Here is a 20489-nt window from a genome sequence, read left to right on the forward strand (position 1 = left end):
CTCGATCTACTCCGCGTGCCGGAAGGAGACCTGGGCCGCGGCCAGCTTCTCGCGCATCTGCGCCATCCACTCTTCCCGCGGCCGCGCTTCGGGGTCGCGTTCCACGAGCGCCTCGGTCTGGCGCATGATCTCGTCCTCGGAATCGGTGAGGTCGAGCGGTTCGCCGAGGGGCTGCTGCACGTACCAGGGCGAATGAGTGTAGACCTCGATCATGTTGCCGTCCGGATCGTCGATGTAGACGCTCCAGGCGTTGCCGTGGTTCTTGACGACCTCCACCGGGATCCCGGTCTCCTGGACATGACGCCAGAAGGCGCGCAGTTCGGCCAGAGTGGGAACGAGGAACGAGATCTGCGCGGTGGTCGGCGGTGTACCGGGTTCGCGGCCGGCGATCAGCGCGAGCTGATGATGCTCGGTGGGATCGGCCGAGAGGAACGCACCGGGACGCCGAGTCCCCGCCTTACCGGACTTTCCGAGCCCGGAATCGGTGACGACCATGCCGAATTCCCGGGTGTAGAAATCGATCATGGCATCGAGGTCTTTGCAGAAGATGCCCAGATGGGCGAGGCGCGGATTGAAATCGGGCACGGAAAATCCCTTTCGTGGTTCGGCTCGCTGCGAGAATCAGGCAGCGGCAACGGGGGTGAGAGTCAGCGCGGCCGCCAGCGGCGTGACGTCGGACAGCTCCTCGAGCCCCTGGATGAGTTCCAGCGCCTGCCCCGCGGACTCCGCTGAGACGGTGCGGGAGAAGCGCACATTGCGCCAGAACTTGTCGACGATCGATTCCATGGGCGTCGGATTGCCGAGCCAGCCCAGTGGTGCGCTGCGTTCGGCTTCCAGCACTCGGCCGTCGGTGAGGACGATCCGCAACCGGCTCGCCTGGTTGTTGCCCAGCGGCAGGTTCGGCAGCAGCCGGACCTTGCTCGCGATATCCAGAACCTGGGGGTCGTGGATGGCCGGCGCCACGTAATGCTCGAGCTCCGGACGGCCGCGAACGATGGCGTTCGCGACGCCGTAGGGGATGGTGAACAGCGATTTCGGCTGGTCGTCGGTCACCGTCGGGACCTGGTTGAGGAAATGGTCGACCCGGTTGGGCGGCACATCGAGTTCGACGCCCTGCACCTCGGTGACGGCGAACTCGTGCTCGGCGCGGATCTGCAGAACGGCCTCGATCGGATTGTGGTTGCCGTAGCACGACGGATGCAGTTTGTGCTGGCCGTGGACGTAGAAGGTGGTGCCCAGGTCTTCGACCATATTGTCCGGCGCCGGCTCCCGGCAGTACATGGAGAAGTATCCGACGCGACTCTCCAGCGCGTCCTTCACACCACCGAAGCCCCGTAGCGACAGCTGGCAGGCCAGGATGCCGTTATAGGCGGCCATGGCACCGGGCAGTTTGAACGAATGCGCCCCGTCCCAGATGCCCTGGAAGGAACCGGCCATGAGGTTGAGCAGGATTCCGTAGGCGTTGCACAGTTGATCGTGGTCGAGCCCGAGCAGGCGCCCGGCCACCGCGGTGGCGCCGAAGGCGTTGGAGGTGCCGCAGACCTCGAAGCTGGTATCGAAATCGAACCGGTCGGATACAGACACCCGGGCGGCCACATCGCCGCCGAGCACGACGGCCGTGAGCAGCTCCTTCCCGGATGCCCCGGTGTATTCGCCCACGGCGAGCGCCACGGGTTCGGTCGTGCTGCTGACGTGCCCGACCATCTTGCCCGCGTTACTACCCTCCGGTTCGGGGCCGGTCACCTCGAAATCGAACGACCGGGCCTGCAGCGAGGCGACCATGGCGGCATGGGGTAGCGGCATCCGCTCACTGCGTCCGGGGATCCCCGCCTCGGGCGCTGCGCCCCAGCTGCCGAAAAGCCCGAGTACAGCGTCGTTACCCGCCACCGACACACCCGACAGCGTGCAACCCAGCGTATCGATGAGCCGCTTCTTCGCCGCGAGCACATCGGATTCGCTCAGCGCCTCGAACGGGGTGTCGAGAACATGACCGACGATGCGGTCGATCAGTGCTGCTGTCATACAAGCCTCCAGAAGCGGGTCGCGCGGCAAGGGGGCCGGGACTATCGGCCGAGTCGAGACTAGAGCGGCCGGTTCCCGGCCGGAACATTCCCATTCCGCGCGTTGGAAAGGACGTCCAACCCGGGCGCGGATGCATTTCGAGCTAAACCGTAAAAGGCCCGGAGCAGCCGCGGAAAGAATTCCGCCCGCTATTCCATTCCCCGGAAGACGAGGCTCAGGGACTCACCGGGGCCGGGCATATCCTCGAGCCAAGTGCACGCGGCTCGTCGAAGGAGATCCTATAAATGCTGACCACAGCGAATACCCCGACCCCTATCGATTATTCCGGGCCCCGTACCGAGGACTGGACCGCGTACCGCGACCGCGCGATCGATGAGGGCCGGCGTTTCCTGGAGGCCGTGGACACCATCCGCGACACCATCCGCGCGGGCCGCGATACCGCCGAAGCGGAGGGCCGCGTTCCCGACGCGTCGGTCGAGGCGATGATCGGCACCGGCCTGTTCCGCGCCTTCACTCCCCTGCGCTACGGCGGGCTGGAGATGGCCCCCGCCGCGTTCTTCGAGGGCATCATGCGGATCGCCGAAGCGGATAGCGCCGCGGCGTGGATCGCCGGCCAGCTCAATGTGCACTCCTTCGAGATCGCCCTCATGGACGAACGTATGCAGGACGAGTTCTGGGGCGAGAATCCCGACGCCCGCGCCTCCAGTTCCTACGCGCCCATCGGCAAGTACGAAGAGGTGGACGGCGGCTACCGGCTGAACGGCACCTGGACCTTCTCCAGCGGGGTCGATCACGCCCAGTGGGTCATCCTCGGCGGCGGTGACCGCAACTTTGTTGTCCCGGTCGCCGATCTCACGATCGACCACAATAGCTGGGATGTACAGGGTTTGAAGGGCACCGGCAGCAAAGCGGTGACCCTCACCGACACCTTCGTCCCCGACTACCGCACCCACCTGCTGGTCGACACCTACAACGACGCCAACCCCGGCTGGGCGGTGAACAACCGGCCGCTGTACTGGGTGTCGTTCCCGTCGATCTTCAACTCGACCCCGGCGAACACCGCGATCGGCACCGCCACGGCCGGTATCGATACCTTCGTCGAACAGTCCCGGGTGCGGCTCACACGCCAGGGCACCGGTGCACCGGCGGCCCAGAACCCGTTCCTGCACCTGAAGGTGGCGAATGCCCTGACCCGTATCCGCACGGTCAAACAACGCCATCTCCAGAATTGGCGGGATCTGTTCGATGTGGCCTGCCGGGGCGAGGAAGCTCCCCCGCTCGAGCGGATGCGGATCCGGTTCGAAGCCGCCGATTCCATCGCGACCTGTTTCGAATCCTTCTCCGATATCTGGCCGATCGCCGGCGCCGCCGCGACCTCCAGCGCCAACCCCCTGCAGCAGACCATGCGCGACCTCATGGCCGCCCGCAACCACGGGTCGGCCGGTAAAGAACTCGCCGCCGGGCAGTACATCAAAACGCTCTTCGAGATCCCGCCCGCACCGTTCAAAGACCTCGGCACCCTGAACTATTACAAGTAGCCCACCGGATAGGACCGCTCCGTTGAGTCAGATGATCGACCAGACCGCCACCGCCCTGCTCGAGGAGGGCGATCCGGCCGCCGATGCCCGTGCCTTCCGCCGGGCACTCGGCCAGTTCAGCACCGGTATCACCGTGGTGACCACGCGCTCCGACGACCGGCTCTACGGGATGGCGGCGAACTCGTTCTCGGCGGTCTCGCTGGACCCGCCGCTCGTGCTGTGGTCGATCCGCAAAGAGTCCCGTAGCGCGGCGGCGTTCCTCGGCAGCGGACATTTCGGGATCAACGTCCTGGCCGATCATCAGATGGAGCTGTCCGCCCTGTTCGGCCGGCCGCAGCCGGAACAATTCGACCAGGTCCACTGGACCGCGAGCGCACACGGCGACCCGCTGCTCGACGGGGTCCTCGCGCATTTCGAATGTGTCACCGAGACGGTCGTCGACGGCGGCGACCACCACATTCTGGTGGGCCGGGTGCAACGTTTCGCCCGCTACGAGGGCGCCCCGCTGCTGTTCACCCAGGGCCAGTACAGCGTGGCCGAGGGTCACCCGGATCTGGCGCTGGCGGCGCATCTGCCCGCCACCGCGACCGGCGACCGGTCCGAGGAATCGCTGTTCACGTCCCTGCTGCAGGCCACCGATCACCATATGTCGGCGCTGTTCCAGAACCACCGCAACCGGCTGGGCGTCACGCTGGCGACGGGCCGGGTACTCAACCGCCTGTCACGCGGCAGCTGCACCCGTGACGTGTTGGAACACGACACCTTCCTCGGTGAGAACGCTGTGGACGACGCTTTGTCCGCGCTCGTGGAAAAGGATCAGGTACGCCGGAACCAGGACGGCATCTGGGCCCTCACCGACGATGGACGGCGCGTCCGCTCGGCCCTGCGCCGCAGTGCGGAACGTTTCACCGAGCAGCAGCTCCGCGGAATCTCGCATGAGGATCTGGCCACCACCGAACGCGTGCTCGCCACCCTGCTGGGCCGGGGTGACAGCGGGTAGAGGTGCCCGGTCGAGTGCGGCTTCTCCCGAGCGCCGCGGTCGCCGACGACCGCGGCGAACAACCCCCTGATATGGATCGGCAGTTCGGGCGCACCCTCATCGTGTGCCCGAACTGCCGACTTCCCCAGTGGGGTCAGTGCCCGGTTGCGCCGGGCAGAAGCGGCGCCGCGGGATTCCCCCGGCGGCGGCCGAGTGTTCGATCAGGGCCGCAGTGTGGCGGTGGTGAGGGCGAAGCCGGCGATGTATTCCCTGATCGGCCGGTAGAACTCGTAATCGACGGTGTACTCGCCGCAGGCCCGTAGCGCGGAGTAGGCAGCGACCCAGGTCCGGACCTCGTGCACGGAATGGCCGGCCGCCGCGGCCATCTCGTCGACGGTGTAGGTATCGAATCCTTCGACCCGGCCGGAGCGGCACACATCCAGGAAAGACCGGTCCCATTCGGGATTGAGGTCCAAGATATCGGCCTGCCCCGCCGCGAACCGGAGGGCGGTGCTGATCGTGCGTTCTTCCCGGGCTGTCCGGGCCTGCGGGGTCGGGTTGCGGCCGTCGATGAGCATCTCGCGCTGGACATCGGTGGCCGTCTCGATACGCGGCACCGGCGGATCATGCGACAGACCACCGGACCCGATGAACAGCACCCGCTTATCCGAGCCCTGGAAGTAAGAGCCCACGGCCCGGCCGAATTCCCGGATGCGCGACATCTTGACCAGTGGCCGCGCCACCGAGTTGACGAATACGGGCACCACCGGTTTGGCCGCGACATCACCCCGGTACAGGATCTCCATGGGCTGAACCGCGCCGTGATCCACGTGCATTCGCCGCGATATCGCGACATCGATATCGCGATCCATCACGTGCTGGGCGAGCTCCTCGGCGAGGTCGCCGGGAACGTCGAGTGTTCCGGCGAACGAATCGTAATCACCGATACCCCGGGCCGTGAATCCGATACAGAAAGGCGGCATCAGATCGTAGAAGAAACCGTTGTAATGGTCCGGGCCGAAATTGACGACGAGATCGGGATCGAAGTCCTGCACGAAAGCGCGGGCCTGCGCGAACGCAGCCTCGACGGCGGCCTTGGTCTCGGCGGGCGGATCAGTGTGGTGCAGTAGCGGGCTGTGCGACATGCACACCAGTGCCTGAGTCATCGGAAAAGCTCCTTTGCCCGCGCGCTAGCGCGTAACACCATGCGACGCAAGGAATTGCGTGACGATATCGTTGAAATCCACCGCACGCTCCACTTGCGACCAGTGGCCGCACCGGCTGAAGATATGGGAATCGGCACTGGGGATCACATTCAGCAGTTCCCAGGTGCGCGATACCGGGATGACCACATCCTGCACCCCGTGGATCAGCAGCACCGGCAGCTCGAGCTGTCCCAGCACGTCGAAATCCAAGGGCAGCGCGTAACGGTCACGATCGCGCGCCGCGACGACGGCGGCGAGCCGATCCGACGCCGTATCGTTCAGCGCGGCCCGGTAACGCAGCTCGACCAGTTCGTCGGTCACCAAAGATTTGTCCACCACGAACTTTTCGAGCGTCGCGCGGATACCGTCCATAGACAGGTCCGGCTGCGAATGGGACGCGAGCGCGCCCGTCAACTGCGCCCCACCGGTGCCCATCGACACGACCCCCAGCAGACGCTCGGGGAAGTCGATGGCGAACTGGAAGGCCAGCCAGCCGCCTAGCGAATTCCCGACGATCCAGGTCTTTTCGATCCCGAGCGCATCCAGCACACGGACCGCGTGGCGGACCCAGTCCTTGATTCCGTATTCGGTGCCCTCGGCCACCACGCTCTGCCCGTAGCCGATCGAATCGATGGCGATGCACCGGCCGTATTCGCTGATCACCGGCAGGTTGAGCCACCAATTCGCGGCCGCGGTGACACCGGTGCCGGAACCGTGCAGGAAGAGAATCGGTGTGCCCTCCCCCAGCTCGTGATAGTGGGTGAGCTCGCCCGGCGCCGTCTCGAGCCATTTATCCGCCAGACCGAAGAAATCGTCGGTGATGTAGTCGGGAATTGCTGGTGCTGTCATGGCAGCGGCCTCCTGCGCGAGTGGGGTTCCGGTGGTCATAGGGCGAGCTGGGCACTGTCATCGCCGGTAGCGGCAGCAGTGTCACCGCCCGGAGCGGCAGGTTCGCCGGTGAATGCCATCGCTCGCAGAATGGCGTCCAGGGTTTCCGGTGCGTGCTGGGTCAGGCAGGCGCCGGCCACGAATCGGTCCGGGCGCAGGAACACCAGCGGGGTCGGGCGATCGTCGAACCAGGTTTTGACGCGACCGGTGTGGTCACCCAGCACCAGCACGCCGGGGTCCATCGATCGTTCGGCCCATTGCCGCTGGGTCTCGGGCACCACGGCGACGAGCCTGGCTCCGAGTGCCGCGAGTTTCGCCACCGAATCGGGCGGGAGCAGGTCGGTGGGGTCATTACCCCACACCAGCACCGTCCACCAGTTACCGATCACATCGTCGAGCAGCACATCCGACTGTTCCCGGGTGTTCACCCGCGGCTGCGGGAACTGCACTCCGACCGGCGAAACCTTGGTGGTCGCCGTCCGCACCGGGACGAGCCTGCTGGTGAGTTCCGCGGCGGCGTGCCCGGCCGCCCGCGTGGTCGGATCGGCGAGCACACCCTGCGTGTAGCGCGGCATCGGCTTGAATCGCATCTCGGCGAAATAGCTCTTCACCTTGGGAAAGAGGTTGATTACGGCACTGATTCCGTCGCGGGCCGCCGCCGCCACCGGGTTGGTTATCTTGATGAATTTCCCGAAGGTCAGCGAGAGATCGACCATCGCTTTCGCATGGTCCTTACGTTCCGCGGTGTAGGTATCGAGCAGCGCGTCCCCCGCCTGGCCGGACAGTACCGCCGCGAGTTTCCAGCCGAGATTCGTGGCGTCCCGCATCCCCGAATTCCAGCCCTGCCCCATCCACACCGGCATGAGATGCGCCGCATCCCCGGCGATCATTTGACGGCCCTTGCGGAAGCTGGAAGCAACGCGGCCGTGATGGGTGAACACCCGCCTCCGGATGAAATTCAAGCCGGCAGGGTCCGGAACATGGTCGGCGAGCAGCGCGTTCACGAACACCGGATCGGTGACCTGCGCCTCGGTCTCGTCGTCGCGGAGCATGAACTCCCACCGCCGCACCGCATGCGGCAGACCGATGGAGACATAGGGACGCTTCGGGTCCGCGCCGAGGAAGACATTCGGCGTGCCCAGCGGATCATCGGCCACATCGACCACCAGCCAACGGGTGGCAGGTGATTCACCCTCGAAACGAACCCCCATCCGTTTACGTGTCGGCGATTTCCCGCCCTCACAGCCCACGAGGTAGCGCGCCCGGAACTGCCGTTCCTCGGCAATTCCCGCCGAATCCGATACCCGCGCGACAGCGGTTACCGAACCACCGTCCTCGAGCACGTTCTCGACACTGTGCCCGAACAGGACCCGCACATTCGGGAAACGTTCCAACCCCTCGTACAACGCCCGATCCACCTCCGGCTGGATGAACCCGTGCTTACGCGCCCACCCGAACTCGTCGGTTTTCGGATCGTTGACCAGAATCGTCTTCCCGGACCCGTTGACCAGCCGCATGATATGCCGCGGATTGGTATGGGGCCGCACCGTTTCCACCAACCCCACGGTCTGGATGGTGCGAAACGATTCATCGTCCATACCGACGCCCCGCGGATAATCGATGAGCCGATCCTGCGCCTCGAGAACGGTAACCGTGCGCCCGTACATTCCCAGAATATTCGCAAGCATCAAACCGGTGGGTCCGGCGCCCACGATGACGACTTCGCTATCGAGGGTGGTGTCCATGGCTACCTATCTCCATCCCATACGGACGCAATCCAGTGGCGGAAGGCCCCGAAAGGACTCCCGCTGTCGCAGTCATGAGCTTTACGATTCGGGTCCAATAGGAACACGGCACCGCCGGGCCCCGTCAACGCAGCTTTCTCGCGCAGTGGAAAGCGCACCGGCCCCGGCCGACTGCCGTTGCCGCTGCCCGCTCAGCGCCGTTGTGCGAAGGTTGAACTCATGAGTGACGAACGGTTCGAGGTCCGACGCGAGATCGCGGCGCGACCGGCCGAGATTTTCGCCCTGCTGTGCTCGCCCGCCGGGCATGTGGCGATCGACAGTTCGGGCATGCTGCAATCCGCCGAAGGCAAACCCGTCACCGCGGTGGGGGACGAGTTCCTGGTGCATATGGATCGTGAATCGCTCAACGATTTCCCGATGGGCAAATACGACGTCACAGTGATCATCACGGCGTTCGAGCAGGACGCACATATCGAATGGACGATCTCCGGCACGATCCAGCCGCCGATCGAACACCTCTACGGCTACCGTCTGGAGCCCAGCGAGACCGGCACCCTGGTGACGTCCTACTACGACTGGAGCAGAATCGCAGCGCCCTACCGGGAGGCAGGGATCTTCCCGATCATCCCCGAATCGGGACTCCGGGCCACCCTCGGCATTCTCGCCCGGACGGTCGAGAACCCGTAACCCAGCTGCTCGTCCGGCGACCTCGTCTCGGCAGACCGGCCGGTGCGCAGGGCCGTCGTGGCGCCCACGATCACTGAATCGATCCGCTTCCGGCGTCTGCCAGGTCACCGGCCGGGCGCTGTGCGGAACGAAGCAAGAGGACACCGAACCCCGATGACAAGCTCGAACTACGGTATCCCGGGCCCCGCCGCTACTCCGGTCGTCTCGGTCAAACCGATCGCGCTGCCCGCACCGGATCGCGGCGAGGACCTGCACGTCCGCGTCTCCGCACCGGTGACCGGCCGAGATCTGCCGTTCATCCTGCTCTCTCACGGCTACAGCTCATCGCTGGACGGCTACGGCCCCCTCGCCGACCATTGGGCCGCCCACGGTTTCGTAGTACTCCAGCCCACCCATCTCGACTCGAAAACGCTCCCCTTCGTCGCCGACGATCTCCGCCGGCCTCACCACTGGCGGTTCCGCGTCGACGATATGGTGCGCATCCTCGACAACCTGGACGTGCTGGAAGCGGCGGTCCCCGGTCTCGCCGGGCGGCCCGATCGAACCCGTATCGCGGCAGCCGGCCACTCCTTCGGCGGCCAGACGGCAGGCATTCTGCTGGGCCTGCGCGTCCGCGACCCGAGCACCGGGCAGGTCGAAGACCGCGCCGAATCCCGGATCACCGCGGGCATCCTGCTGGCCACGGCGGGCGAAGGCGGCGAATGCCTGACCCCGTTCGCTCGCGAGCACGCGGCGTGGCTGTCGGATCAAGACTTCTCGCAGATGGCCACGCCCACTCTCGTGGTCGCCGGCGACGCCGACGACTACCCCCTGACCGTCCGCGGCCCCGACTGGACCACCGACCCCTACACCCTGAGCCCCGGCGACAAGAGCCTGCTCACGCTGTTCGGAGCCGAACACTTCCTCGGCGGTATCTCCGGTTACCGGGTCGCGGAAACAACCGACGAGAATCCGGAACGCGTCGCCCTGATCCAACAGGTCACCACGGCTTATCTCCGGCATATTTTCGGCATCGATAGCACCGGCTGGAAAATGGCCTGCGAATCCCTCGCCGCGAACCATCCACTGGGCCGCCTCGAATCCGCCCGGCCCGCCGGTAACCCCTGAGCGCCGGCAGGTTATCGCCGTTCAGACCTACCGGCCGGTAACAAACACTCTTACACTCGGATGTGACCGCCATCACCTCCGAGGAGGGCAGCATGAGCACTGCCGCGAAAGTCGACGCCACCGAGGAACAGGCCCGACAGCTCGTCGAAGAATCCCGCGAGGCCACCTGGTCCAAACCGTCCTTTGCCAAGGAGCTGTTCCTCGGCCGCTACCGGGTGGACCTGATCCACCCGTTTCCGCGCCCCAGCGCGGAGGACACCGCCGAGACCGATGCGTATCTGACCCGGCTCCGCACCTACTGCGAGACCCTCGACGGCAGCGTGATCGAGGAACAGGGCCGTATTCCGGAGCAGTACGTGCAGGGCCTCGCCGACCTCGGTTGCTTCGGCCTGAAGATTCCCCGCGACTACGGCGGACAAGGCCTTTCCCAGGTCGGCTACAACAGGGCACTGATGCTCACCGGTTCGGTTCACCCCAGCCTGGGCGCGCTGCTGTCCGCGCACCAGTCGATCGGCGTCCCCGAACCGCTGAAACTGGCGGGCACGCCGGAGCAGAAAGAACGCTTCCTACCGCGTTGCGCGAAGGGCGCGATCAGCGCTTTCCTGCTCACCGAACCCGATGTCGGCTCCGACCCGGCCCGGATGGCCAGCACCGCGACCCCGACAGCCGACGGTTCGGCCTACGAGTTGAACGGCGTCAAACTGTGGACCACCAACGGCGTGGTCGCGGAACTGCTGGTGGTGATGGCGCGGGTGCCGAAGAGCGGCGGGCACCGCGGCGGTATCTCCGCCTTCGTCGTCGAAGCCGGAAGCGCAGGTATCACCGTGGAGCGGCGCAATTCGTTCATGGGCCTGCGCGGTCTCGAGAACGGCGTCACCCGCATGTACAACGTCCGGGTCCCTCGCGAGAACTTGATCGGCCGTGAAGGCGACGGGTTGAAAATCGCCCTGACCACACTCAACGCCGGCCGGCTCGCCATTCCGGCATTGTGCACCGCGGCCGCCAAATGGTCACTGAAGATCGCCCGCGAATGGAGTACCGCCCGGGTGCAGTGGGGCCGTCCGGTCGGCGAGCACGCCGCGGTCTCGGCCAAAGTGTCCTATATCGCCGCCACGACCTACGCCCTGGAGGCCGTACTCGACCTCTCGGCCACCATGTGCGACGAGAACCGCAACGATATCCGCATCGAGGCAGCGCTCGCCAAGCTCTGGTCCTCGGAGATGAGCTGCCGGATCGCCGACGAACTCCTGCAGATCCGCGGCGGCCGCGGATACGAGACCGCGGCATCGCTACGAGCGCGGGGCGAACGCGCGGTCGGCGCCGAGCAGCTCGTTCGCGATCTGCGAATCAACCGGATCTTCGAAGGCTCCAGCGAGATAATGCGGTTGCTCATCGCCCGCGAAATGGCCGACGCGCATATGGCCGCCGCCGGAGCACTCGTCGACCGGCATGCGGAGTTCAAGGAGAAAGCCAAGTCCGCGGTGGGCGCCGGCGGTTTCTACGCCAAATGGTTCCCGCAGCTGGCCGTCGGCCCCGGCACGACACCGGCCGCATTCACCGACTTCGGTTCACTGGCACCCCATATGCGTTTCGTCGAACGCATGGCCCGCAAACAAGCCCGCTCACTGGTGTACGGCATGGCACGCTGGCAGGCGAAGCTCGAATACCGGCAGGTGTTCCTGGGCCGACTCGTCGATATCGGAGCGGAACTGTTCGCCATGTCGGCGGTCTGCGTCCGAGCACAGGCCGAGCGCGGCACGCCGGAAGGGGAAGCCGCCGGGGAACTGGCCGACCTTTTCTGCCGGCAGGCACGAATCCGGGTGCGGGAGCTGTTCGATGCGCTCTGGGACAACACCGACGACGAGGATGTCCGCGCGGCACGCAATGTGTTCGACGGCCGCTACCGGTGGCTGGAAGAGGGCGTCCTCGATCAGAGCGAAGGCACCGGTCCGTGGATCGCCGACTGGCAACCCGGTCCGTCCACCGAGGAGAACCTGCTGCGGCCGTGGTTGCGGGCGGGTGCTTTTCAGTGATCGTGGCCGCGACGAACCTTCCGATGCTGCGGACCCCGGGGCCGATCGTCGTCAGGATGTTCGGCCACGGTCGGTCCAGAGGCGCTGCAGGAGCATCAGCGGAAACAAGACCACGCAGACGATCGGAATTCCTCCGACGAGCAGCAGGAAGATACCCATGAACAACCCGACGAGCAGCGCCGAAACCCACCCGGCCCCGGCGTAGGCATGGTCTCGGTCGTTACCGTCGATCCAGTTCTCCGGGTCCGCACGTACCAACCGCGCCGGTAGCTCACGTCCTGCATCGCAATCACCGTCCACGTGAACACGGATATCGAGGAGTCGCTCGGATCCGTGCGCCGGTGCGAAATCTCCGAAACAGTGGGTGGTTCGGTGACCGCCTCCCCGGCCGCCTCCCTCATACACCCGTTCGGACCGGGTGACCGTCAGAGTGCCCTGTTCTCCAGCCCAATCGAGACCTGCCATCACCACTTCGGCGTTGCGGACCGGTATATCGATGATCAGATGTCCGAAGAACCAGGCGAGCGGCAGACACACCAACCACATCACGATCAGCGTGCCCGAATTCCCGTCGCCCCGGATCGGTTTTCCTTTACTCACCTGCCCATTGTCAGCTGCTTCGTCCAAGCGGGCGAGCATGATACGTAGACGGCGCGATAGGCCCACAACCTCAGACAACACCCGGCATGGCAATCGTCTACGTAGCGATGGTGCTCACGATCACGATGGTGCCGGCGGCCGTGGTGCTGTTCTCGATCCGGTGAGACCCCGGCCGACGACATCCCCGTAGCCAGGCGAGTGTCACGGCGGAAATACCGGCCTCCTGCCCGACTGGTGATGCCAGAATGACTGCATGTCGAAGCTCGGAGTTATGGGACGTGTTGCCGGATGGTCGTGTGTCGCGATCGGGGCGGTTCAGCTGGTGGCCGGAACGCGAGCGGAACCGGGGATGAACACAGACGCGACGGTCGATTCCCACGTACGTTTCATGGGTTCTGCCTTCGTTGCCTACGGTCTGGGCTGGGTCGAGGCCGCGGCTTCCCCGACCCCGAACCTGCCGCGACTCAGAGTGCTTTCCGGCCTGATGGCCCTGGGTGGAGCAAGCCGGCTCGTCACCCGAGCCACCGTGGGCCGGCCACACCGCTTCCACGATCTACTCCTCGGCGTGGAACTTGCGGCACCGGTCGTGGTGGAGGTCCTCGGCAGGCTGGACCGTCCGGCCCGCTGAATCGAGTAATGGCCGCGCCGACCGACCCTGCGGCTATTACCGGGCACCGCGGTCGCCGGGTTCTTCCTGCGTTCGGAGCCACTGCCGATCGACCGCGCCGATATCGACGAGCAGAAACGGCTCGTGGTTCGCACCTTCGAGGGCGACGGGTGGGAAATTCCGCGGATCCTGCCTGCTATCTGGGACGCCCCCGACTTCTACTTCGACCGGATTCACCAGGTTCAGATGGGAACGTGGGCACGCGGCCGGACGGTACTGCTGGGCGATGCGGGCTATTGCGCCTCCCCGATGTCCGGTATCGGCACCAGCCTCGCCCTTGTGGGCGCCTATATCCTGGCCGGCGAACTCGCCGCCGCCGGTGGTGATCACCGCAGCGTCGACCTCGAGAACTACCCTGTCCTTTCCCGCTGACCGGCCCCACCGGCTCGAAACCGAGGAGATCAGTAATGCAGGTGTGCCTCAACCCCGCGGTAATGCTTGCACAATCCTGGTGATCCGCGCTCCGGCGTCGCATACCCGCTCGATCTTCGCCGCGAGCGCCTCACCCTCGAATTCCTCGGCCCGCCCGCCCACACTGATCGATGCCACCACCGAACCGTCGCGCCCGAGAATCGGCGCGGCCACCGCGGCGACCCCCGGCAGGTAGTCGGAGTTGCTCAGCGAATAGCCGGCTTCCCGGATCTCCGCGAGGTGCTCGGCCAGCCGCTCGACATCGGTGATCGTCCGGTCGGTGATCGACGGCAACTCCTCGGCTATCCACCTGTCCTGCAACGCTTTCGAATGTGCGAGCATGACCGTCGGCCCCGCTGCCGCGTGGTAGGGCATCACCGATCCGACGTTGATCCCGGCCACCACGAGCGAGTTCCGGCCCTCGAGCAGATCGATGCACACCGCACCCTGTTCCGCGGGCACCATCAGGTAGGCCGTGTTCCCGAAAGCAGTCGCCAGCTCGGACATGAACGGCTTTGCCGCGGAACGGATATCGAGTTTCGCCAGCGCTGCGGATCCGATCTCGAATACGGGCATCGCCACCCGATAGGCGCCCTCGCCGGTGCGGTCCACCCAGCCTGCCTCGACGAGCGTGGCCATCAGGCGGAACACCGTGGTCTTGTTCATCCCGCTGGCCGTGGTGAGGTCGTTCAGCGTCCAGACGGGCCGGTCGGCACTGAAGTGACCCAGCAGCGTGCACGCCTTGAGAACAGCGCCCACCAGGTCACGACCTGCCGGTGCTTCCGACTCGGTAGGCCCGGCCGCCTTCGGCCCGGTAGGCATGCTCGCCTTCGGCGACGTGGGCACAGCCACTGATTCTCACTCGCTTCCACGGTTCGTCCGATCGATGCCGCCACCTTACGAACACATCGCCCGATCGGGGTTGACTTTGTGACCCGGCCCACCTTACCGTCTGCATATCGAAATACGAAACGCATTCCGCATTGCGAAACGGAGAGTGGACTGGTGCGCAGCCCGACCTTGAAAGACCTCACGTCGAACGGACTCGTCTACGCCCCCGGCGTATGGGACGGCCTCACCGCCCGCCTCGCCGAACAGGCCGGTTTCAGTGCCCTGTGCGCCTCCGGTTTCGCGGTCTCCGCCGCCCTGGGCCTCCCCGACGCCGAGCTCTACACGCAGACCGAGAACCTCCAGGCAGTACGCACCATCCGCGAATCCTCGAAACTGCCCCTGGTCGCCGATATAGACACCGGCTATGGCAACGCTGTCAACGCCGCCCGCACCGCCGCCAAGTTCGTGGACGCGGGCGTCGGCGGAATGTTCATGGAAGACCAGGTCTCCCCCAAGTCCTGCCCCATCTGCGTAGGCGACCCGGTCGACCTGATCACCGTCCCCGAGGCCACCGGCAAGATCCGCGCCGTCCGCGACTCCATCCCCGACGACGTCCTGCTGATCGCCCGCACCGACGCCCGCGGCGACGACGCCCTCCGCCGCGCCCAGGCCTATGTCGAGGCCGGCGCCGACATGATCATGCCGGTCACCAAAACCTTCGAAACCGTCGAACAGTGGCAGCGCTGCCACGAAGAGGTCGGCGTACCGTTGATGGCTACCCTTACGGCCTCCACCTGGACCGAACGCGATTTCACCCCGGAAATCCTCGACCAGATCGGCGTCCGGCTGGCCCTGCTGCCCACCCAGGTCCTGATGGCGGTGGCCGGAGCAGCCCAGTCCACCTTGAAACGGCTGGCCGCGGGCGAAGCACCGGCCCAGGTGAGCGCCGATGCGCTCCAGCACCACGAATTCGTGGAACTGATCGGCTTCCCCGAGGTCGAGGCCATGCAGAACAAGTACCTACCCGCGAAGGAGCAGTAACGCCGTGGGTTACACGATGACGGAGAAGATCCTGGGCCGCGCCTCGGATCAGAAAACGGTCCGCGCCGGCGAGAACCACCCGGTGCAGCCGGCACGCATGATCGCCTACGACTTCCCCGGCTACACCGACGTGATGTTCCGGCAGATGCGCGAAGACTTCGGGATCACCGAACTGAAGGACCCGAGCCGCTACATCGTCTTCATCGACCACATGTTGACGAAGGGCAACGAGAAAGAGCTCGAGGTCCACCAGGTCACCCGCGACTGGTGCGAGTTCTACGGCATCGAGCTGCACGAGGGCCGCGGTATCGGCCACCAGCTCACCGCCGAACTCGGCCTCGCCATCCCCGGCGAATTCCTCGTCCACTTCGACGGCCATATCAGCGGTATCGGCGCCTTCGGCGCCCTCGGCTGGGGCATCCGCCGCGACCTCATCGAAGCCTGGGTCACCGGCCAGGTCTTCGTCGATATCCCCGCCACCACCCGTTTCGACCTGGTCGGCGAGTTCCCGCCCGGCGTCGACAGCCGCGACCTCGTGCACACCATCATCGATATGGTCGGCGCCGACGGCTGCGCCCATCAGGTGATGGAATTCGGCGGCCCCGGCGCTCGCTCCATGGCCATCGACCACCGCCAGGGCCTGTGCGGAATGGCGATGTTCACCGGCGCCGTCTCCGCCATCTTCGAACCCGACGAGATGTCGCTGGCCTACGCGAACACAGTCGCCCGCCGCAGCTTCGACCCGGTGTATCCCGACGCCGACGCCACCTACGCGGCCCGCTACGAGATCGACCTCGCGACCCTCACCCCTCGCGTCGTGCTGCCCGGCTCGGCCCGCGCCGTCAACACCAAGACCGCCCAGGAACTCGCCGGCACCCCGATCACCAAAGCCTTCATCGGCTCCTGCGCCAGCGGTCGCATCGAAGACCTGCGCGCCGCCGCCCTGGTCCTCGACGGCCGCAAGGTCGCCCCCGGCGTCGAACTCAATGTCGTCCCCACCTCACAGAAGGTGTACGAGCAGGCCGAGAACGAGGGCATCCTCGACGTCCTCCGCGCCGCAGGTGCACATATCAACATATCGAGCTGTGATTTCTGCTTCGGCTACCAAAAACCCCTGCAACCCGGCGAGAACTGCATCTCCACCGGCGTCCTGAACATCTCCGGACGCATGGGCAGCCCCGACGCCAACATCTACATGGGCTCCCCCTACACCGTCGCCGCCAGCGCCCTCACCGGCACGATCCAGGAGTCGGTCCAGTGAGCGCCTATCCCCCACCGCCCGACCTCATCGAAGGCAAGGTCGCCTGGATCTTCGGCGACGATTTCGATATCGATCTCGTCGTCGGCGTCTCCAACATCAAGTCCTACGACCCCGACCACCTGCGCTCGGTGTGTATGCAGGCCTACGACCCCACCTTCACCGACCGCGTCCGCCCCGGCGATATCATCGTCGGCGGTCGCAACTTCGGCTACGGTCATCCGCACTATCCACCCATGGTCGCTCTCCGCAATGCGGGGATCTCGGCCATCGTCGCGGAATCCTTCTCGCCCGGCTTCTGGCGCGGCGAGACCTTCAACGGCATGCCGTTGATCACGATCCCCGGCGTCTCGACCTCGGTAAAGGTCGACGACCCCGTGGCCCTCGACTGGCGCACCGCCACCCTGCGCCTGCCCGAGGGAACCGACCTGGTCGGCAATCCACCGAGCCCGCGGACCATCAAGGTCATCGAAGCCGGTGGCTCGTATCAACTCCTGCTCGCCGAGCACGCACGCGAAAGACAAGAAGCTCAATGACGAACCTCGAACCTCGCGTCGGGTCCAGTGACCCCCACCCCTCCGGCCCCCTGCCGGCGACAGCAGCGAAGAAGTCGAACTCGGTAGCCCGCCGCGCCGCCATCGCCGGCGGCGTCGGCACCCTCATCGAGTACTACGACTTCGCGGTCTACGGCTTCCTCGCCGTCACCATCGCCCCCCTGTTCTTCCCCTCCGACAATTCCGCGGTGTCGATCCTGTCGACCCTCGCAGTCTTCGGTGTCGCCTACGTAGCCCGCCCCCTCGGCGGTATCTTCTTCGGCCGCCTCGGCGACCGCCGCGGCCGCCGCCACGCCCTCGTCATCACCGTCGTCAGCATGGGCGTGGCCTGCGGCATCCTCGGCCTGCTGCCCACCAGTTCCGCCGTCGGCATCCTCGCCCCCATCCTGCTGGTCCTGGTCCGCCTCGCCCAGGGCTTCTCCGCCGGCGGCGAAGTCGGCGGCGCGGCCACCTATATCGCCGAATCGGCACCACCGCGTAAGCGTGGTTTCTTCGGCTCCTTCACCCCCGTCGGCTCCACCCTCGGTTTCGCCGTGGCCGCCGCCGTCGTGGGCGTCGTAGCCCTCGCCACCACCGATGAGCAGATGGAATCGTGGGGCTGGCGTATCCCGTTCCTGCTCGCGCTGCCCCTCGCCTACGTGTGCCTGCGCGTCCGGATGAAGCTCGAGGACACCCCCGAATTCGAGGAGATGGCCGAGAAGCAGCAGGTCACCAAGAGCCCGCTGCTCGACACCGTCACCAAGAACCCGTGGTCCGTCGCCCGCGTCGTCGGCGTCGCCATCGCCATGAACGGCTCCGGCTATATCGGCCTCACCTACTTCAGCGTCTACCTGATCAACGACCTCGGCTTCTCCAAAGACTCCGTCTACTGGACTTCCGCCATTGCCATCGCCCTGGCCTGCGCCACCTTCCCGCTCAGCGGTATGGCCACCGACAGGTGGGGCCGCAAACCGGTCCTCATCGCCGGCTACCTCGCCTACGTCGTGATCGCCCTGCCCGCCTTCATGATCATGGGCGCGACGAGCAGCATCGTCGTCATCGGCCTCGTCTACTTCGTCTATATGGTGCTGAACGGCGTAGTCCAGGTCCCCGCGTTCCCGCTGTTCACCGAACTGTTCCCCCGCACGGTCCGCTACACCGGCGTCTCGCTGGGCTTCAATATCGGCACCATCGCCGCCGGTGGCACCGCCCCCTACGTCGCCGCGCAGCTCGTCGAATCGACCGGCAACGCGATGTCGCCCGCCTACTGGGTGATGGGCGTCTGCGCCATCGGCCTGCTCACCGTCGCCACCATCCGCGAAACCAGCCGCAAGGAACTGCCCGCATGACCACCGGTAATACCGGGAATGCCCCGTCCGCCGCATTTGATGAGGGTGCGGCGGGCGGGGCGTCCCGCCCGCGAGAGGTAACCGAACAGTTCGCCACACTCGTGGCGGCATGGAACGACCGGGTCCGGCACGAACCCGACGCCCCGGCCCTCGTCTACTTCGACACCACACTCACCGTCCGCGAAACCGACGACCTCGCCGACGCACTCGCGGCCGCTTTCGCCGACCGCGGCATGGGCCACGGTGAGCGGGTGGGCATCCACCTCCAGAACATCCCGCAATACGCGCTCGTCCTGCTCGCCCTGTGGAAACTCGGCGCGATCGCCCTGCTGCTCAACCCGATGTATCGCGGCCGCGAACTCCGCGAACTGGTCAGCGATGCCGAACCGGTCGGGATCATCACCACCGACCGCGATGTGCGGCAGGTCCGGGAGGACGTCGAGGGCACCACAGTCGGGTGGGTACTCGGCACCGCGGAGTCGGACCTCCAGTCCCGCAACGACCCCCGTGTCTTCAAACCCGAAACCGCCGCTGCCACTGAGGTATCCGCGGACCAACCTGCCGACGCACCCAACGCCGACCTGCTCACTTTGGCCCACGAGTACGCCGGCCGGAAACCCCCAACGGTCCAGGTACACGCCGACGACCTCGCTTTCCTCGCCTACACCTCCGGCACCACCGGCCCGCCCAAGGGCGCAATGAACTCGCACGCCAACGTCCGCGCGGTAACCACCAGCTTCGCCGAACTCGCCGGCATCACCCCCGGCGACGTCGTCTTCGCCCTGGCCCCGCTGTTCCACATCACCGGAGCGGTCGTCATCGGCGCCCTCGCCCTCACCGAACGCACCTCCCTGGTCTTCACCGGCCGCTTCACCACCGACGTAGCCGTCGACGCCCTCCGCGAACACGGCGTCACCTACACCATCGGCTCCATCACCGCCTTCAACGCGATGATGAACTCGGAATACGCCACGGCCGAACATTTCTCCACCATCAAAGCGCTGTACAGCGGGGGTGCCCCGGTCCCACCGAGCACCGTCGCCCGCTTCCAGGAACGCTTCGACCACTACATCCACAACGCCTACGGCATGACCGAAACCTCCTCGGCAGTTACAGCGGTCCCGCCGGAAACGAGCGCCCCGGTCGATCCGGACAGCGGCACCCTGTCCATCGGACTACCGCTCCCAGGAGTAAACGTCGAGGTAGTCGACCCCGACGGCCAGCCCCTCCTTCCTGGCAGCCAAGGCGAACTCGTGGTCACCGGCCCCCAGGTCATCAGCGGATACTGGCGCAAACCAGAAGAGTCCTCAGCCGCCCTACCCGAAGGTCGCCTCCGAACCGGCGACAGCGCGATCGTCGACGAACAAGGCTGGGTTTACCTGGTCGACCGGATCAAAGACCAGATCAACGTCTCCGGGTACAAGGTATGGCCGCGAGAGGTCGAAGATGTCCTCTATGAGCACCCAGCAGTGCTCGAAGCTGCAGTAGTGGGCATACCCGATGAGTACCGGGGTGAGTCTGTCGCCGCCTACGTATCTCTCAAGGATGGACACAGCGCGCAAGCCGACGAACTGATCTCGTTCGCCCAAGACCGC

At 65.9% G+C, this 20489-nt stretch carries 19 protein-coding genes; 12 read left to right on the forward strand and 7 right to left on the reverse strand.

The genetic code is table 11. The annotated features are described in order from the left end of the window. Positions 1-6: 6 nt before the first annotated feature. Positions 7-585: a VOC family protein gene (locus tag ON22_RS27690; protein ID WP_033247597.1), complete on the reverse strand. Its 579-nt coding sequence runs from the start codon at positions 583-585 to the stop codon at positions 7-9. Between the two features lie 36 nt (positions 586-621). Continuing rightward, positions 622-2022 carry an MmgE/PrpD family protein gene (locus ON22_RS27695; protein WP_033247598.1) on the reverse strand — a complete coding sequence of 467 codons (1401 nt, stop codon included), beginning with the start codon at positions 2020-2022 and terminating at the stop codon, positions 622-624. Between the two features lie 284 nt (positions 2023-2306). Here ON22_RS27695 and ON22_RS27700 point away from each other — a divergent pair, with 284 nt between their 5' ends. Both ON22_RS27700 and ON22_RS27705 read left to right on the forward strand, forming a co-directional pair. Next, positions 2307-3560, forward strand: coding sequence for an acyl-CoA dehydrogenase family protein (locus ON22_RS27700; RefSeq protein ID WP_051158167.1), 1254 nt, complete (start codon positions 2307-2309; stop codon positions 3558-3560). 31 nt (positions 3561-3591) lie between these two features. Next, complete coding sequence (locus ON22_RS27705) at positions 3592-4560, forward strand: flavin reductase family protein (RefSeq protein ID WP_033247599.1); 969 nt, start codon at positions 3592-3594, stop codon at positions 4558-4560. A 200-nt stretch (positions 4561-4760) separates the two neighbouring features. On the opposite strand, the gene ON22_RS27710 is transcribed toward ON22_RS27705, so the two are convergent. From ON22_RS27710 to mhpA, 3 genes are read right to left on the reverse strand one after another with little or no spacing between them, the layout of a single operon-like run. Then, positions 4761-5705 carry a 3-carboxyethylcatechol 2,3-dioxygenase gene (locus tag ON22_RS27710; protein ID WP_033247600.1) on the reverse strand — a complete coding sequence of 315 codons (945 nt, stop codon included), beginning with the start codon at positions 5703-5705 and terminating at the stop codon, positions 4761-4763. Positions 5706-5729: 24 nt separating this feature from the next. After that, entirely contained in the window at positions 5730-6593 is an 864-nt protein-coding gene (locus ON22_RS27715; RefSeq protein WP_033247618.1) for an alpha/beta fold hydrolase, read from the reverse strand. 35 nt (positions 6594-6628) lie between these two features. Beyond that, the gene (gene mhpA / locus ON22_RS27720) at positions 6629-8377 is read right to left on the reverse strand and encodes a bifunctional 3-(3-hydroxy-phenyl)propionate/3-hydroxycinnamic acid hydroxylase MhpA (RefSeq protein WP_051158168.1); all 1749 of its coding nucleotides are present in this window, start codon (positions 8375-8377) and stop codon (positions 6629-6631) included. Positions 8378-8596: 219 nt separating this feature from the next. Here mhpA and ON22_RS27725 point away from each other — a divergent pair, with 219 nt between their 5' ends. From ON22_RS27725 to ON22_RS27735, 3 genes are all read left to right on the forward strand, one after another. After that, complete coding sequence (locus tag ON22_RS27725; RefSeq protein ID WP_033247601.1) at positions 8597-9064, forward strand: SRPBCC family protein; 468 nt, start codon at positions 8597-8599, stop codon at positions 9062-9064. Between the two features lie 153 nt (positions 9065-9217). Further along, complete coding sequence (locus ON22_RS27730; RefSeq protein WP_033247602.1) at positions 9218-10171, forward strand: alpha/beta hydrolase family protein; 954 nt, start codon at positions 9218-9220, stop codon at positions 10169-10171. 92 nt (positions 10172-10263) lie between these two features. Next, positions 10264-12204, forward strand: a complete 1941-nt coding sequence (locus ON22_RS27735; RefSeq protein ID WP_033247620.1) for an acyl-CoA dehydrogenase family protein — start codon at positions 10264-10266, stop codon at positions 12202-12204. A gap of 51 nt (positions 12205-12255) precedes the next feature. On the opposite strand, the gene ON22_RS27740 is transcribed toward ON22_RS27735, so the two are convergent. Beyond that, positions 12256-12804, reverse strand: a complete 549-nt coding sequence (locus ON22_RS27740) for a hypothetical protein (protein ID WP_156052491.1) — start codon at positions 12802-12804, stop codon at positions 12256-12258. Between the two features lie 271 nt (positions 12805-13075). Here ON22_RS27740 and ON22_RS27745 point away from each other — a divergent pair, with 271 nt between their 5' ends. Beyond that, entirely contained in the window at positions 13076-13432 is a 357-nt protein-coding gene (locus ON22_RS27745; protein WP_051158169.1) for a DUF4345 domain-containing protein, read from the forward strand. Between the two features lie 123 nt (positions 13433-13555). Next, complete coding sequence (locus ON22_RS36960; protein WP_156052492.1) at positions 13556-13843, forward strand: Rossmann-fold NAD(P)-binding domain-containing protein; 288 nt, start codon at positions 13556-13558, stop codon at positions 13841-13843. A gap of 48 nt (positions 13844-13891) precedes the next feature. Here ON22_RS36960 and ON22_RS27760 read toward each other — a convergent pair whose 3' ends face one another. Continuing rightward, positions 13892-14704 carry an IclR family transcriptional regulator gene (locus tag ON22_RS27760; RefSeq protein WP_033247606.1) on the reverse strand — a complete coding sequence of 271 codons (813 nt, stop codon included), beginning with the start codon at positions 14702-14704 and terminating at the stop codon, positions 13892-13894. 183 nt (positions 14705-14887) lie between these two features. Between ON22_RS27760 and ON22_RS27765 the strand changes: the two genes are divergently transcribed. From ON22_RS27765 to ON22_RS27785, 5 genes are all read left to right on the forward strand, one after another. Further along, positions 14888-15754: an isocitrate lyase/PEP mutase family protein gene (locus ON22_RS27765; RefSeq protein ID WP_033247607.1), complete on the forward strand. Its 867-nt coding sequence runs from the start codon at positions 14888-14890 to the stop codon at positions 15752-15754. A 16-nt stretch (positions 15755-15770) separates the two neighbouring features. Next, on the forward strand, positions 15771-17015 hold the full coding sequence (locus ON22_RS27770) for a 3-isopropylmalate dehydratase large subunit (RefSeq protein ID WP_033247622.1): 1245 nt from the start codon (positions 15771-15773) through the stop codon (positions 17013-17015). Next, positions 17012-17548, forward strand: coding sequence for a 3-isopropylmalate dehydratase small subunit (locus tag ON22_RS27775; RefSeq protein WP_033247608.1), 537 nt, complete (start codon positions 17012-17014; stop codon positions 17546-17548). Before ON22_RS27770 ends, ON22_RS27775 begins: the two co-directional genes overlap by 4 nt. After that, positions 17545-18894, forward strand: a complete 1350-nt coding sequence (locus tag ON22_RS27780; protein WP_033247609.1) for an MFS transporter — start codon at positions 17545-17547, stop codon at positions 18892-18894. The genes ON22_RS27775 and ON22_RS27780 overlap by 4 nt, the downstream gene beginning before the upstream one ends. Beyond that, the coding region (locus ON22_RS27785; protein ID WP_051158170.1) for a class I adenylate-forming enzyme family protein at positions 18891-20489 on the forward strand (1599 nt) is incomplete at its 3' end. The genes ON22_RS27780 and ON22_RS27785, both read left to right, overlap by 4 nt.

The organism is Nocardia carnea NBRC 14403, assembly GCF_000308515.1.
Taxonomy (GTDB): Bacteria; Actinomycetota; Actinomycetes; order Mycobacteriales; family Mycobacteriaceae; genus Nocardia; species Nocardia carnea.